Below are 15,336 nucleotides of genomic sequence, written 5' to 3'. Positions count from 1 at the left end.
TGTGTTGCGGCCGCCGCTCTTGCCGCCCGCAACAGGTCTTTGGGGTCGCCGCCGCCCGGCTCGTGGCCGTCAGTCGGCGGCGTGGGCGGGCACGGGGACTTCTACAGTCCCTCCGGGCCCGCACTCGCTCTGTGTGCGCTCTCCGCCCGCGCCGTCCGTTTCGGCGCCGGGCGTTTGTTCCCTCAGTTCGGCGATGGCCGACTCGAAGTCCTCCAGCGAGCCGAACGCCCGGTACACGGACGCGAACCGCAGGTAGGCGACGAGGTCCAGCTGCTGAAGCGGGCCGAGTATGGCCAGGCCCACGTCGTGAGTGGTCAGTTCGGCGCTTCCGGTGGCGCGCACCGCCTCCTCGACCCGCTGGCCGAGCTGGGCGAGGGCGTCCTCGGTGACCGGACGTCCCTGACACGCCTTGCGTACGCCGTTGATGACCTTGGTACGGCTGAAGGGTTCGGTCACCCCGCTCCGCTTCACGACCATCAGTGAGCAGGTCTCCACCGTCGTGAAACGACGGGAGCAGTCCGGACACTGACGGCGCCGGCGGATCGACGTGCCGTCGTCGGTGGTGCGGCTGTCGACGACACGACTGTCGGGGTGCCTACAGAAGGGGCAGTGCATGAACTCCCAACCCTCCTTCACGGCACGACTAGATAGCCCCGGGAGGCTGGTACACGCCTCTCGAAGTAGCCCCAAGCATAGGCGATGACCACGGCCGAGATGGACCGGGGACCACAACTTCTGGGCTGCGGATCCAATCCAACCACTACATCTGGGGTTCGGTCGCATTTTGAGCCCTAGCGCGTGTCGTGCGTGTCGCGCGTGCGGAACACGCCACACAAGGGGCGACGGGGCCGCGCGGCACCCGAATCCGCACCGGCACGACACAGGGAAAACCGAGGGCGGTGCCTGGTTCACGGAGAGGCGAGTGGCAGACTGGGGGACCCACGGGCCGAACCTCGACTCCAGCGAAGAAGCGTACCGGATTCAGCTGAATTGTCGCTCCGCTTCGAGGCCGCCCTACACCCAGGCGCATGATCACGACAAGCAATCAACGGTTTTTCACTCGAACGTGTGTTTGGCGCAACCTTTCGAAAGGAACTACCGTTGGCTAGCTAGGGAGACATTCTCGAGAGGGGCCGACCGACGTGACCACGACCGCAGACAGTGCCACCATCACTGCCCAGGGCCGCGCCCAGGGCCGACTCGAGCCGGTGCATGCCATGAATGACACAGCCATGAGCCAGGAGGCCCCCAAGCCGGGGCGCTCACTGCCCGGTCGGCCGCCAGGGATCCGCGCTGACAGCTCGGGACTCACGGATCGGCAGCGCCGCGTCATCGAGGTCATCCGGGACTCGGTGCAGCGTCGGGGGTACCCGCCGTCCATGCGGGAGATCGGCCAGGCGGTAGGCCTGTCCAGCACGTCGTCGGTCGCGCACCAGCTGATGGCGCTGGAGCGCAAGGGCTTCCTGCGCCGTGATCCGCACCGCCCGCGCGCGTACGAGGTCCGTGGCTCGGACCAGCCCAGCGCGCAGCCCACGGACACCGCCGGAAAGCCCGCAGCTTCGTACGTTCCCCTGGTGGGCCGGATCGCCGCCGGTGGCCCGATCCTCGCCGAGGAGTCGGTCGAGGACGTCTTCCCGCTGCCCCGGCAGCTCGTCGGTGACGGTGAGCTGTTCGTCCTGAAGGTCGTCGGCGACTCGATGATCGAGGCCGCGATCTGCGACGGGGACTGGGTCACGGTCCGCCGCCAGCCCGTCGCGGAGAACGGCGACATCGTCGCCGCGATGCTCGACGGAGAGGCGACCGTCAAGCGCTTCAAGCGGGAGGACGGCCACGTGTGGCTCCTGCCGCACAACTCCGCGTACCAGCCGATCCCCGGCGACGAGGCGACCATCCTCGGCAAGGTGGTAGCCGTTCTGCGGCGCGTGTGACGCTCCTCCCTGACCGGGCCCCGGAACCAACTGCGCCGGTTCCGGGGCCCAGCGCTGTCCACGCCGGGCCCCGCGCGTGCGCCGGGTACTACTCCGCGTCCGCCTTCTTCGCCGTCGCGTCGATCGACGCGAGCGAACGCCGCACCTGGTTCCGGTCAGTCGTGAACCAGAAGTCCGGCATCGAGGCCTTCAGATAGCTGCCGTAGCGCGCCGTCGCGAGGCGAGGGTCCAGGACCGTGACCACGCCGCGATCACCCGTCGCCCGGATGAGGCGGCCCGCTCCCTGTGCCATCAGCAGGGCCGAGTGTGTCGCGGCCACGGCCATGAAGCCGTTGCCACCCGCTTCCTCGACCGCCTTCTGGCGCGCGCTCATCAGCGGGTCGTCCGGCCTCGGGAACGGGATCTTGTCCATGACGACCAGCTGGCAGTTCGGGCCTGGTACATCCACGCCCTGCCACAGCGACAAGGTGCCGAACAGACAGGTCTCCGGGTCTGCCGCGAAGGCTTTGATCAGCTCACCCAGAGTGTCCTCGCCCTGCAGCAGGATCGGGAACTCCGGAATCCGCGTGCGCAGTTCCTCGGCCGCCGCCTGAGCCGCGCGCATCGACGAGAAAAGGCCGAGCGTACGGCCGCCGGCCGCCTGGATCAGCTCGCTCAGCTCGTCCGTCATGTCCGTGCGCGTGCCGTCACGCGTCGGCTTCGCCAGGTGCTTCGCGACGTAGAGGATGCCCTGCTTGCGGTACTCGAACGGCGATCCGACGTCGACGCCCTTCCAGACCGGCAGGTCCTCCCCCTCGGTGCCTTCGGGGGCGAGGCCCATGGAGGCACCCACCCCATTGAAGTCGCCGCCGAGCTTCAGTGTCGCCGAGGTCAGAACGACAGAGCGGTCGGTGAAGAGCTTCTCCCGCAGGAGGCCGGACACCGACATGGGAGCCACACGCAGGGAGGCGCCGAAGCGGTCGTGCCGCTCGTACCAGACGACGTCCCACTCCGATCCGTTCGCAATCCGCTCCGCCACGTCGTGGATGTTCTCCACCGCGGCGAGGGCCTGCTTACGGACGGCGTCCTCGTCCTGGACCGACTTGTCGCGCGTGGTGCCGATTGCGGTGATCACCGCACGGGCCGCGTCACGCAGGGCCATGAGCGCGTAGCCGAGGTCCTCCGGGACCTCCTCGAGCCGACCGGGCAGGGCGAGCTCCATGACCCGCTCGAAGCCTTCGGAGGCGGTCTGCAGCTGGTCCGCCGCCTTCTCGTTGACGAGCTTCGCCGCGCGTCTCACCGCCCGGTTGACCTGGCCTGGAGTCAGCTCCCCCGTCGCCACCCCGGTCACCCGCGAGACAAGTTCGTGCGCCTCGTCCACGATCAGTACCTCGTGCTGCGGCAGGACCGGCGCGCCTTCGATGGCGTCGATCGCGAGCAGGGCGTGGTTGGTCACGATGACGTCGGCGAGCTTGGCGCGCTCGCGTGACATCTCGGCGAAGCACTCCTGACCGTAGGCGCACTTGGACGCTCCCAGGCATTCACGCGAGGAGACGGAGACCTGCGACCAGGCCTTGTCCGAGACGCCGGGTGTGAGGTCGTCCCGGTCCCCCGTCTCCGTCTCGTCCGCCCAGTCGCGCATGCGCAGCAGGTCCTGGCCCAGCTTGCTGGTGGGCGCGGCCGCCTCGAACTGGTCGAAGAGGCCCCCTTCCTCCTCCTGCGGTACGCCCTCGTGGAGGCGGTGCAGGCACAGGTAGTTCGACCGGCCCTTGAGCATCGCGAAATTGGGGCGGCGCCGCAGCAGGGGGTGCAGCGACTCGACCGTGCGCGGCAGGTCCCGCTCCACGAGCTGGCGCTGCAGCGCCAGTGTGGCGGTCGCCACGACGACGCGCTCCCCGTGGGCCAGGGCCGGTACGAGGTAGCCCAGCGACTTACCTGTGCCGGTGCCCGCCTGGACGAGCAGATGGGAACCGTCGTCGATCGCCTCGGCGACGGTCTCGGCCATGGTGACCTGGCCAGGGCGCTCAGTGCCACCGACGGCGGTGACCGCGGCGTGCAGGAGCTCGGGGAGTGAGGGCTTCGTCATAGCTCGACCACCCTAAACGGACCCACTGACAATCCGGCGATCACGGCTGATGCAGCGGATTGGCGACGGTGCCGTGCACGGCCGCGTGCGGACGGTCGGCGCGGTCACGGTAGCCGTCGAGGTGCAGCCGGTTGCGGTTGAGGCACAGGCGCTCGATCCGCGGGGTGAGCAGGTCGAACATCTCGTACCGCTCCTTGAGCTCCGGGAAGCGCGCGTGGTGGCGCAGGATCTCGGCGCGCACCAGGGACCAGAACTCGTCCTCGGAGAGACCGAGTTGCTCCTCGTACAGCGGCGCCAGGTAGCGGAAGACGCCCACGAAAAGCCCTGAATGGATGAACTGGGTCAGGAACGCGGGGTCCTCCGTGAGCAGGACCTCGCGCACGTCGTCAGGCATGGAGTCGTGCTCGGGCAGCGGCTCCGAGCTGATGTTGACGTCGTCCACGAAGTCCTTGACCGCGAGCCGCACCGGCACGTCCTGGTCGTCGAAGACGACGATGGCGTTCTCTCCGTGAGGAGAGAACACGGTTCCGTAGCGGTAGAGGAAGCGCAGCAGTGGGGGCAGCAGGGCGGCGAAAAGCCTTCGGAGCCATGTCTTCGGGTCCAGGCCCGAGCGGACGACGAGCTCCGCAACGAACGCGCGACCTTCAGTGTCGATGTGCAACAAGGAGGCGAGTGTTCGAGCGCGCTCCCCGGGGGCGAGGTGTCGGGAGAGGGGCTCGCGCCAGATCGCGCCCAGCAATTCCTTGTACTGATAGGGGACTTCGTCGAGCCCGTCGTACAGCGGGTGTTCCACGGTCACTGATGCGACCTCGCCCAGCAGGACGACGCCGCATTCGTCGCTCAAGAAGGGGTCGGCATCACGCAGTGCGTGCACCCATGTGGTGACTGCAGGCGCGGCCCAGGTGCGCTCCGTAGGAAGCCCGCGCCATACGAGGGTGTTGAAGATGGACAGCGGCAACTTCACGGTGTGCCGGTCGGGGCGCGCCGTGTTCAGGAACGTACGGATGGACTGCTGGGGCAGGCGCACATCACCGTCCGTGGGCAGCGGAACAATCTCGTTCGTGGCGATGGACGGCGCGAAGAGCGGCAGCACGATGTCGTCCCACTGCCAGGGGTGCACCGGGAGATAGAGATACGCCGCCGGGTCCAGGCCGCGCGACCGGAGCTCCTGCGCGAACAACGCCCGGGTCGGTCCGTCGAGTTCGCCGTCATAGAGGGAGGCGGGGTCCTCCAGGCCCGCGACGCCTCGGTAGGTGGCGAGGCCGGTGTGCACGGCGAGCCATGGGAGGCGGGTGGGGCGGCGCGATTCCGGTGCCCAGCGTGAGGTGTCGGTCGCGGAGAACCCGAGACGCCCCTTGTTCAGTACGAGCCAGGGGTGGCCGGTCTGGTGCCCCTCGAGTTCGGCGTATCCGAGGTCGGCCAGCTGCGACGCGGTGAGCGCCGTGTGGTCGAGGCGGGCGTCGGCGGCGAGGGTGACGGTGAGTTCGCGGATGAGGTGGCCGAGAGTGCTGCCGTCGAGGCCGAGAGCGTGTTTGGCGCGGAGGAGGAAGGTGAGCGGGTCGGTGAGGGGCTCGCGTCCGCCTGTGGCCGAGGCTGTTCCCTCTGCCCCGGTCGGCTCGGGTTCCACCTGCCCGGCTGGCCCGTCCTTGCCCGGCAGACCGGGTTCCCACTCCATGCTCGCCGGGTCGACCTGCCAGCGGCCGTACGCGCCGCGGCGGGCGCGGAAATGGAAGGTGCCGCCGACCTCCCTCGCGTCGGCCGCGTCCGCGCCGCCCCCGCCGGGCCGGCCCGCGGGGAGGGGCAGGGCGTACGGGTAGGGGCCGGCACCGGCGTCCGGGGCGAGGGCCGTCGGTCGCAGGATGTCCTCGTAGGCGTATTCGCCGATCAGCTTGGCCAGCAGTCGGGCGCCCGCCCTGCCCCAGTTCCCGGATGTGAGCTCGGGCGGGTCGTACAGCTCGGTCGGCTCTTCGGAACTCGGGGCGACGGACGGATTCGGCACGGGGACTCCTCGGACGGGAACCGGATCGGGTCGAGGTTCGTTACAGAGAGTGACTGGCCTGGAGTGCGTTGCGCAGGGCGCGGTCACGGACCATGAGCGCGGCCCGCTTGTCGGGGAGGTCCACCTCGGCGGAGAAGCGGAATCCCGCGCCCAGGAAAGCGGAGACGGAGGGGGTGTTGCGAAGGTCGGGTTCCGCGATGACGCGCGCGCAGCGCGGGCGATGATCGAGTACGAGGTCGGCGACGGCTTGGAGCAACGTGGTGCCGAGTCCTCGTCCGCGATCGGCGACGCCACCGATGAGGAGGTGGATTCCGGTGTCGTGCGGGCGGGCGGGGTAATAGCGGGCCAGCGGGTCAAGGTCGGCGCGGTAGATCTCCCAGTAGCTCATGGGCGTGCCGTCGAGGACGCCGAGGCAGGGCACGCTGCGTCCGTCGCCGTCGAGTTGGGGACCCAGGTGGTCCGCAGTGACGGTGTCGGTTCCCGCGAGTTCCCAGAAGGCGGCCACGGCGGGGTCGTTCATCCAACGGCTGATGAGTGCCAGGTCTCGCTCGATGCGCACGGGGACGAGCTGGAACACGCCTGAGGGAGTGGTGACCGGTCCCCACTCCCCCACGTCGTCCAGCAGATCGTGCTCGGTCGGGACCGCGGGTTCGGGGGCAAGTCGGGGCCCGCCGTCCCGCTCCGCGAGGAGCGCGAGCAGTTCATCGGGGAGGCGCAGGTCCAGGGTGTCCTGGAAGTCGGCGCTGTCCGCACCGTCCGCGGTCCGCGTGTGCTCCGCGTTCGCTGCGCCCTGCGCCTCCTCCGAGCTCTCCGCGGGTGGAGCGGGGGCATGGGGGACGGCGGTGGGAGTGGTGTCCGCGTCGGTGCTCGCATCGGTGGGAGGCACGGCGGCGCTCCTCTCTCAGGTACGACGGGAATGAAAGGGGTTGGCGATGGTGACGTAGACGGACTGGGTGTCGACGGGGCCGACGAGTTCGTCGAGGCCGTGCAGCCGGGTGAGCATGTTGGCCTTGCAGCGCAAGGTGGGCGCGTCGAGCAGCAGGCTCGGCAGTGTGCTGCGCTGCCTGTTCGGACCAGCGGCGGCTTCCCTGAGGAAGCGGCGGAACGCGGCGATCAGCAGCTCTTCGTCGGCGAGCCGTTGGGAACCGAAGGCTCCGATCAGGCCGAGGACGTTGTTGATGGCGAGGTAGTAGGCGAATCGCTCGTCGGTGACGTCGTCGTCGACGAAGGTGTCGCTGTGCGTGCCGATGCCGGGCAGGCGCCGGTCGAGTTCGGCGCGGCGGGACTCGCGGAAGTAGTAGCCCTGGTTGTCCCGGGAGCGTCCGCCGACGGGCCAGCCTTCGGCGTCCAGGAGCACCAGAGTGTTCTGCTGGTGGGCCTCCAGAGCGATGCCGGCTTCGCCGTCGAGCCAGAGCACGGGGCGTACGACGTGTTCCAGATACCGCAGGAACCACTCGGCGGACACGGCTCCGCGGGATCGTCCGGTGCGGGCCGCGAGCCGGGTCACGGTGTCGGCGAGGCGGGAGCTCATGGCCGGGTGACCGGTGCGGTCGGTGCGGCCGGCCGGGTCGGCCGTCGGCCTGGGCGAGACGAAGCCGGCGACGCACGCCGCGTCGTCGTGGGAGCGGAAGGGGTTGGTGCGGATCATCACGTCCAGGCCCGGCACCGGTTCGCCGTCCGGGCCGTCGACGGCGAGCCAGGCCGGGTCGCGGACGACGTCGAAACCGGGGTGCGCGGCCTGCCACTGCGCGGCGAGACCGGTGCCGAGGAGCCGGTGGACCTCGACGCCCCGGTGGAGTTCCTTGCGGAGGTTCTCCCGGCGGGAGTTGGTGATGCGCAGGCCCAGGGAGAGCTTGAGCATGGCCGGGGCGCCGGGCCGGTACAGCGTGCGAATGGAGGAGGTGGGGAACCATGGCTCGCCGTGCGGGCCCAGGTCACGCAGCAGGCCGGCGTCCAGGAGGGCGGCAGTGGCGGGGCGCTCACGCAGTTCGCGCAGCTGCCATGGGTGCACGGGCAGCGCGGCGTGCCCTGCGGGCAGCGGGAGCCCCGGTCCTGCCAGTTGAGAGGTGAGATCGGCGGCGGTGCGGGTGAGGTGTTGTTCGGTCCAGGCCGAGTCGTGGGCGAGGACGTCCGGGGCTACGGCGATCCAGTGCAGGGGGAAGGAGCCACGCAACTCCGGTGAGTAGCGGCCCGCTTCGGCATCGGAGAGCCCTTCGCGGCTCTTCGGAGTCGGGTGCAGCGGGTGCCCGAGGAGCAGCGCCTGCTCTGCGGCGAGGAAGGGATCGGCCTGGTCCGCGGGGCGGTGGCGGCGGTTCGCGATGAAGTCGGTGGTGCGGCGCATCGAGTCGGCGACGCGGACGACCAGTTCACCGCTGTCGCCGCCGGGGGCGGGTGCGGCCTGGGCGGGGCCACCGGAGGCGGCAGGCCCGTCGGCTTCGCTGTGGGCCGACTCCCGGCTCAGGAGGGCGGCGAGCGCGACGGCGTCCACGCCGGGGGCGTGCGGCGGGGCGTTCTCCAGGCAGGGCAGGCCGAAGCGGTGCCAGCCGGAGGGCGACCAGTAGTGGACCGGGACGAGGAGGGCGGTGCCGCTCGCGGGCAGCGGGATGCGGAGCGCGCCGAAGGAAGGAGGAGCGATGTTGTTCTCACGGACCCAGCAGCGCAGCAGGTTCTCGACCGCTGCCACCTGGGCGGCAGTCGCGGGGTCCGGGTGTTCCAGTAGATCGACGGTGGGGGTGTGGGGACGCTCGGTCTCCTGGTCGCCGCCCTGCTGCCGCGGGATCGATTCGCGCTCCTGGGCGCGCGGGGCTTGCGTGTCACAGGATCCGCCGGCGGTGGGACGGGAACGGCCGTCGGATGCGGGGGTGGCGTTCAACTGGCTTCCTTGCGTGGGGTGGTGGGCTCCATGAGGCGGTGGTCCGGCCGGTCCGGAGTGTCACTGCCGTCTCTGGTGGCGGTGTGTCGTCGGGCGCTCCTACGACTCGTGACGGCGAGCGCGGGCGACGGCGGCCAGGGCGTCGGCGAGCCGGTCCACGATGGCGGCGGCCTGCTCGTCGGTGATGGTGAGGGGAGGGAGCAGGCGTACGACGCTCGAATGGCGGCCGCCGAGTTCGACGATCAGGCCGCGGTGGAGGCAGGCGTCGCGCACGGCGGCGGCGAGTTGGGGCGCGGCCGGGAGTGGGACGGCTCCTGCGAGCAGGGGATCGTCGGCGAGTTCCGCGGCGCCGGGGGCTGGGACGGCGCCATCCGGGTCGACGAGCTCCATGCCGATCATCAGGCCCCGCCCACGGACCTCGCCGACGCACGCGAACTCGTCGGACAGGCACCGAAGTTGGTCGAGCATGCGGGCGCCGAGAGTGGCGGCACGCTCGGCGAGGCCGTTCTCGCGGACGTACGAGAGGGTGGCGGCGCCCGCGGCCATCGCGAGCTGGTTGCCGCGGAACGTGCCGGCGTGCGACCCCGGAGGCCAGACGTCGAGGTCGTCGCGGTAGACGATCACGGCGAGCGGCAGGCTGCCCCCAATGGCCTTGGACAGGACCATGACGTCGGGCACGACACCGCTGTGCTCCACGGCCCAGAAGGTGCCGGTGCGGCCGACACCTGTCTGTACCTCGTCGACGACCAGCGGGATCGAGCGGTGCTCGGTGACGGCTCGCATCCGGCGCAGCCAGGCGTCGGGGGCGGGGATGACGCCGCCCTCCCCCTGCACCGGTTCGAGGATCATGCCCGCCGGCTGCGGCACCCCGGACTTGGTGTCGTCGAGGAGCGATTCGGTCCAGCGGGCGGCGAGTTCGGCGCCGCGCGGGCCCCCGATGCCGAAGGGGCAGCGATAGTCCTGCGGATACGGCAGGCGCGTGACACGGATGTCCTGCGCCCCGCCGGACACTTCGAGCGCCCCCGCCGTCATGCCGTGATAGGCGCCCGCGAAAGAGAGCAGGCCCGAGCGCCCGGTGGCGGTGCGGACCAGCTTCAGAGCGGCTTCGACGGCGTCGGTGCCCGCGGGACCGCAGAACTGGATGCGGGCCCGGTCGGCCAGGCCGGGCGGCAGCGTGCGGAACAGCTCGGTGGTGAACGCGTCCTTGACCGGAGTGGCCAGGTCGAGGACATGCAGCGGCGCACCCGAGTCGAGCACCTTGCGGATGGCCTCGAGCACCACCGGATGGTTGTGGCCGAGCGCGAGGGTCCCGGCCCCGGACAGACAGTCCAGATAACGCCGGCCGTCGGCACCCTCGATGGTGAGCCCGCGGGCCCGTACCGGCACGATCGGCAGTGCGCGCGCATAGGTGCGCGCGGCGGACTCCCGCGCGCACTGACGGCGCAGGATTCCCTCGTGCGCGACGGTGTCGTGGACAAGGCTTCTGTGTGTCCCCTCGCCATACGGGGCCGGCACCACCACGGTCTCAGGCTCGGTCACAGGCACAGGATCGGTCACCGCCACGGCTGTTGGTCCTCCCGCTGGATATACGGCCGAAAAGGCCCCTCGACTCACCGACCGGCGGGGCGAGTCGGCGCGCGCTGAACGCCGACTGCGGTTCCCCCGTACGTACCAACGACGGGGCGGGCGGCGGAACACGGCTCGTACGGGACTCATGAGCAGACCTTTGCCAGGTGTCCGCGACGTCGGCGGACGACCGCAGCCGCCGCTCCCCCACCACAGGCCCGAGACGCGCCGCACGCGCCGCCCGTAACGATCCGTACCGGCCGGAAGATCCCTCCGTGACGGAACCGTTGCTGTTCCGTCGGCCGTCCCCGATGGCACCGGCATAGGGTGGTGTGCCGTTCGGAGACGAGGTCTCGACCCGACTCCACCGCACACGTACGGCAGTTCAACCCTTTCGAAGCCCAGGGGGATTCACGACATGCGACCCATACGCCCGCAGTTCGCCGCGCGCCGCACTCGAAGCGCGCGAAGCAGAACGTTCCCTGTGGCGGCGGCGGTCGCGCTGGGTGCTGTGGTCGTTCTGACCGCCACGGCGTGCGGCTCGAGCGAGAACAACGCGAACGACAAGCCGACCGCCTCGGCATCCGCGGGCGATGGCAAGTTCAAGATCCCGGACGACATCCAGGACCGGCTGAAAGAGCACGGGATCGACCCGGACAAGTGGAAGGACGGCGAGTGGAAGAACTGGGACAAGGACCAGTGGCTGCGTGAGGCGCAGGACTTCGTCAACCCGATCATCGACGGGCTGTGGGACAGCAACCGGATGCGGGACGCCGACAAGCCCACCGGGGGCGAGGTCGACGAGAACGACCTCTCCGGCGACCAGGGTGTGACGGACCCGGAGCCGAGGCCGGTGGCGGCCGCGGGCTTGTCCACTCCGTACCACGCGAACGCACCGTACGCGGGCAAGCTGTTCTTCGACGGCCCCAAGGGGTCGATGGTCTGCTCGGCGACCGTGGTCACCGACCCCGCGCACCCCGGTCAGTCCAACATGCTCTGGACGGCGGGTCACTGTGTGCACGCGGGCAAGAACGGCGGCTGGTACCGCAATATCGCGTTCGTGCCCTCGTACAACGACAGTGGCAAGTCCGCGCAGGAGCTGGAGAACGCGCCCAGGAACGAGGTCGCGCCGTACGGCGTGTGGTGGGGCGACGCGGCGCTGACGTCCGACCAGTGGATCGCCCAGGGCGGCCCGAGCGGCGGGGCGGGCGCTTCGTACGACTTCGCCGTGATCCATGTGACACCGGAGAAGGGTGCCACCACCAAGTCTCTTGAGGAGACGGTGGGTTCGGCGCTTCCGGTGAACTTCAACGCACCGGCGGTGCCGAAGGTCTCGCAGCTGACCGCGAAGGGCTACCCGGCGGCGGCGCCGTTCGACGGGCAGAAGCAGTACCAGTGCGCGGACAAGCCGGGCCGTCTTTCGCTGAATGACGCGGACCCGACGATGTACCGCATCGGCTGCACCATGACGGGCGGTTCGTCCGGCGGTGGCTGGGTCGCCCAGGGCTCCGACGGCAAGCCGGCCCTGGTGTCCAACACGTCGATCGGCCCGGTGACGGCGGGCTGGCTCGCGGGTCCGCGGCTCGGCAAGGAGGCCAAGGGGATCTACGACTCGGTGAGCAGGAAGTTCGCCGGGCAGTAGGCACGCGCCGCGCAGGCGGCCGCTCTCATGGCTGAGCCCCTCTCCGGTCGACCGGAGAGGGGCTCAGCCATGTTCGGTACTTCGGTACGAGCCGTCAGCCCGCGACCGCCGCCGGAACGTACGGCGCGAATTCCGCCGCGAGTTCCTCGTGCACGCGTGCCTTCAGGAGCGTGCCCTCCGGGGTGTGCTCCTCTGAGATCACCTCACCGTCGGCATGCGCCCGCGCGACCAGCTGGCCGTGCGTGTACGGCACAAGGGCCTCGATCTCGACCGCGGGCCGCGGCAGTGCGGCGTCGATGAGTTCGAGCAGCTCCTCGATGCCCTGGCCCGTACGGGCCGAGACGGCGATCGAGCGCTTCTCCACGCGCAGCAGCCGCTGCAGCACCAGCGGGTCCGCCGCGTCCGCCTTATTGATCACCACGATCTCGGGCACATCGGTCGCGCCGACGTCGCGGATGACCTCACGTACGGAGGCGAGCTGCTCCTCCGGCACCGGGTGCGAACCGTCGACCACATGCACGATCAGGTCCGAGTCACCGACCTCCTCCATGGTCGAGCGGAACGCCTCGACGAGGTGGTGCGGCAGGTGGCGTACGAAACCGACCGTGTCGGCCAGCGTGTACAGCCGGCCGCTTGGCGTCTCGGCCCGGCGCACGGTCGGGTCCAGGGTGGCGAACAGCGAGTTCTCCACCAGTACGCCCGCGCCCGTGAGGCGGTTGAGGAGCGAGGACTTGCCGGCGTTGGTGTATCCGGCGATGGCCACCGAAGGCACCTTGTTCCTGCGGCGCTCCTGGCGCTTGATGTCGCGGCCGGTCTTCATCTCCGCGATCTCACGGCGCATCTTCGCCATCTTCTCGCGGATCCGACGCCGGTCCGTCTCGATCTTGGTCTCACCGGGACCACGCGTGGCCATGCCGCCACCGGAACCGGAGGAGCCACCACCGCCCATCTGCCGGGACAGCGACTGACCCCAGCCGCGCAGCCGCGGCAGCATGTACTGCATCTGCGCGAGCGCGACCTGCGCCTTGCCCTCTCGGGACTTGGCGTGCTGGGCGAAGATGTCGAGGATCAGCGCGGTCCTGTCGACCACCTTGACCTTGACGACGTCCTCGAGGTGGATGAGCTGGCCGGGGCTGAGCTCACCGTCGCACACGACGGTGTCCGCTCCGGTCTCCAGCACGACATCGCGCAGCTCCTGGGCCTTGCCCGAGCCGATGTACGTCGCCGCGTCCGGCTTGTCGCGGCGCTGGATGACGCCGTCGAGCACGAGCGCGCCGGCTGTCTCGGCGAGGGCGGCGAGCTCCGCGAGGGAGTTCTCCGCGTCATGAACCGTTCCCGACGTCCACACGCCGACGAGCACCACGCGCTCCAGGCGGAGCTGTCGGTACTCGACCTCGGTGACGTCCTCGAGCTCGGTGGAGAGGCCCGCGACACGGCGCAGAGCCGCACGCTCGGAGCGGTCGAACTGATGGCCGTCCCGCTCTCCGTCGATCTCGTGGCTCCAGGCGACGTCCTCTTCCATCAGGGCATCGGCCCGAAGGCTCTCGGTGTGGTTCTGCACCATGTTCTGCGCGTCCTGGGAAGGGGAAGAAGAGGAGGTCATTGGGTCCTTACGTCTGTGGGATTCGGGAAAAGTGACGGGCGTCCCACCCGTCACCTCTGACAACGCTCGGCCTGCTCCGGGGATTCCCGCGAGCGCCGATCCGGTGGCCCGCGCCGTCGACGTCGACGATATTCGCACGGTACGGGCCGTCTCGTCATCTGGATTGTTTCCCCGTGTCAGTGCTTCGACACCGGGTCGGACTTCCAGTCGGGATGGCCCGGCATGGGCGGCGTCTTCTTCTCGTAGAGCCAGGCGTCGAAGAAGCCGCTCAGGTCCCGCCCCGCCAGTTGAGAGGCTAGCTTCACGAAGTCCGCGGTCGTGGCGGTGGAGTCACGGTGCGTGCTCACCCACGTGCGCTCCAGGCGCTGGAAGGCGTCCGCGCCGATCTCCTGGCGCAGGGCGTAGAGGACCAGGGCGCTGCCGTCGTAGACGACCGGCCGGAAGATGCTGATCTTCCCGTCGCTCGTGGGCTTCTTGGGCGCGGCGGGCGGCCCGCCGTCGGCGCGCATGGCGTCGGACGCGCGGTAGGCGGCGCGCATCCGCTTCACCATGGGCCGGTCCGCCTCCTCCTCGGCGTACAGGGACTCGTACCAGGTGGCGTGCCCCTCGTTGAGCCACAGGTCGGACCAGGTGCGGGGGCTGACGCTGTCGCCGAACCACTGGTGTGCCAGCTCGTGCACCATGATCGACTCGACGTACCACTTCGGGTATGCGGGTTCCTTGAACAGGTCTCTCTCGAAGAGAGAGAGCGTTTGCGTCTCGAGTTCGAAGCCGGTGGACGCCTGGGCGATCAGCAGCCCGTAGTTCTCGAAGGGGTAGTTGCCGACCTTCCCCTCCATCCAGGAGATCTGGCCCGGCGTCTTCTTGAGCCACGGCTTCAGCGCCTTGGTGTCCTTGGCCGGCACGACATCACGTACGGGAAGTCCGTGCGGGCCCTCCTGGTGCAGCACCGCGGAGCGGCCGATGGAGACCTGGGCCAGCTCCGTGGCCATGGGGTGGGCGGTGCGGTAGGCCCACTTGGTGGCTCCTCCTTGTCGCGTTTTCGCGACAGGGAGACCGTTGGCGACAGCCGTGTACTCCTTCGGGGCGGTGACCCGGAAGGTGAAGTAGGCCTTGTCGGAGGGGTGGTCGTTGGACGGGAAGACGCGGTGCGCGGCGTCGGCCTGGTTGGCCATCGCGAGCCCGTCCTTGGTGCGCAACCAGCCGACTTCCTTCTTGCCGGGCCTGGGGTCGCTGGTGTGCTGCACGGTGATGTTCAGGGGGTGGCCGGGAGCCACGGCCGCGACGGGCGTGACGACCAGGTCCTCGCCCTTGGTGGTGTAGTGCGCCCGCACCCCGTTGACCGTCACCGAACGCACGGTGCCGTGCGAGAAGTCGAGGTTGATCCGGTCGAGCCAGGAAGTCGCCCGCGCGTCGATCTTGGTGACCGCGTCGAGGGGCTTGCTGTTGTCACCGTGGTACGTGAAGGAGATGTCGTAGTCGGTGACGTCGTAGCCGGGGTTGCCGAGATGCGGGAAGAGCCGGTCGCCGATGCCGAGCGGTTCGGCGGGCGCGGCCGCGGCGACAAGGGCGAGCGAGGCGCCGGCGGCCAGAAGCGCGGCGACGCGGGGCGTTCGGGAGCTGAGCAGCATGAACTACGGCTATCAGCGCGCGCCTCGGTG

At 69.9% G+C, this 15,336-nt stretch carries 10 protein-coding genes; 2 read left to right on the top strand and 8 right to left on the bottom strand.

Going from position 1 to position 15,336, the window contains the following annotated elements; genetic code table 11:
- Positions 1-69: 69 nt before the first annotated feature.
- Positions 70-615, bottom strand: coding sequence for a transcriptional regulator NrdR (nrdR, locus tag ACFYWS_RS13545; RefSeq protein WP_389275650.1), 546 nt, complete (start codon positions 613-615; stop codon positions 70-72).
- Between the two features lie 527 nt (positions 616-1,142).
- Here nrdR and lexA point away from each other — a divergent pair.
- A complete protein-coding gene (gene lexA, locus ACFYWS_RS13540; RefSeq protein WP_389274312.1) occupies positions 1,143-1,928 on the top strand; it encodes a transcriptional repressor LexA in 786 nt (261 codons plus the stop codon).
- A gap of 88 nt (positions 1,929-2,016) precedes the next feature.
- Here lexA and ACFYWS_RS13535 read toward each other — a convergent pair whose 3' ends face one another.
- From ACFYWS_RS13535 to ACFYWS_RS13515, 5 genes are all read right to left on the bottom strand, one after another.
- Positions 2,017-3,993 carry an ATP-dependent DNA helicase gene (locus tag ACFYWS_RS13535; RefSeq protein WP_389274309.1) on the bottom strand — a complete coding sequence of 659 codons (1,977 nt, stop codon included), beginning with the start codon at positions 3,991-3,993 and terminating at the stop codon, positions 2,017-2,019.
- Positions 3,994-4,033: 40 nt separating this feature from the next.
- Positions 4,034-5,992: an IucA/IucC family protein gene (locus ACFYWS_RS13530; protein WP_389274306.1), complete on the bottom strand. Its 1,959-nt coding sequence runs from the start codon at positions 5,990-5,992 to the stop codon at positions 4,034-4,036.
- 40 nt (positions 5,993-6,032) lie between these two features.
- Positions 6,033-6,878: a GNAT family N-acetyltransferase gene (locus ACFYWS_RS13525; RefSeq protein ID WP_389274303.1), complete on the bottom strand. Its 846-nt coding sequence runs from the start codon at positions 6,876-6,878 to the stop codon at positions 6,033-6,035.
- Between the two features lie 15 nt (positions 6,879-6,893).
- Positions 6,894-8,864 carry an IucA/IucC family protein gene (locus tag ACFYWS_RS13520; protein WP_389274300.1) on the bottom strand — a complete coding sequence of 657 codons (1,971 nt, stop codon included), beginning with the start codon at positions 8,862-8,864 and terminating at the stop codon, positions 6,894-6,896.
- Positions 8,865-8,963: 99 nt separating this feature from the next.
- Positions 8,964-10,382 carry a diaminobutyrate--2-oxoglutarate transaminase family protein gene (locus tag ACFYWS_RS13515; RefSeq protein WP_389275647.1) on the bottom strand — a complete coding sequence of 473 codons (1,419 nt, stop codon included), beginning with the start codon at positions 10,380-10,382 and terminating at the stop codon, positions 8,964-8,966.
- A 466-nt stretch (positions 10,383-10,848) separates the two neighbouring features.
- Here ACFYWS_RS13515 and ACFYWS_RS13510 point away from each other — a divergent pair, with 466 nt between their 5' ends.
- Positions 10,849-12,072, top strand: coding sequence for a trypsin-like serine peptidase (locus tag ACFYWS_RS13510; RefSeq protein WP_389274297.1), 1,224 nt, complete (start codon positions 10,849-10,851; stop codon positions 12,070-12,072).
- Between the two features lie 94 nt (positions 12,073-12,166).
- Here the strand turns inward: ACFYWS_RS13510 and hflX are convergent, their stop codons facing one another.
- Positions 12,167-13,675: a GTPase HflX gene (hflX, locus tag ACFYWS_RS13505; protein WP_389274294.1), complete on the bottom strand. Its 1,509-nt coding sequence runs from the start codon at positions 13,673-13,675 to the stop codon at positions 12,167-12,169.
- 176 nt (positions 13,676-13,851) lie between these two features.
- On the bottom strand, positions 13,852-15,306 hold the full coding sequence (locus tag ACFYWS_RS13500) for a M1 family metallopeptidase (protein ID WP_389274291.1): 1,455 nt from the start codon (positions 15,304-15,306) through the stop codon (positions 13,852-13,854).
- Positions 15,307-15,336: the final 30 nt, after the last annotated feature.

The sequence above is a fragment of the Streptomyces sp. NPDC002795 genome (assembly GCF_042888725.1).
Taxonomy (GTDB): domain Bacteria; phylum Actinomycetota; class Actinomycetes; order Streptomycetales; family Streptomycetaceae; genus Streptomyces.
The sequence above is the reverse complement of the archived record's forward strand: the minus strand, read 5'-3'. Positions and strand labels throughout refer to the sequence as shown.

Coding starts and splice junctions, on each gene's coding strand:
- nrdR (WP_389275650.1), bottom strand. CDS start 615: ATGCACTGCCCCTTCTGTAGGCACCCCGACAGTCGTGTCGTCGACAGC.
- ACFYWS_RS13535 (WP_389274309.1), bottom strand. CDS start 3,993: ATGACGAAGCCCTCACTCCCCGAGCTCCTGCACGCCGCGGTCACCGCC.
- ACFYWS_RS13510 (WP_389274297.1), top strand. CDS start 10,849: ATGCGACCCATACGCCCGCAGTTCGCCGCGCGCCGCACTCGAAGCGCG.
- hflX (WP_389274294.1), bottom strand. CDS start 13,675: ATGACCTCCTCTTCTTCCCCTTCCCAGGACGCGCAGAACATGGTGCAG.
- ACFYWS_RS13500 (WP_389274291.1), bottom strand. CDS start 15,306: ATGCTGCTCAGCTCCCGAACGCCCCGCGTCGCCGCGCTTCTGGCCGCC.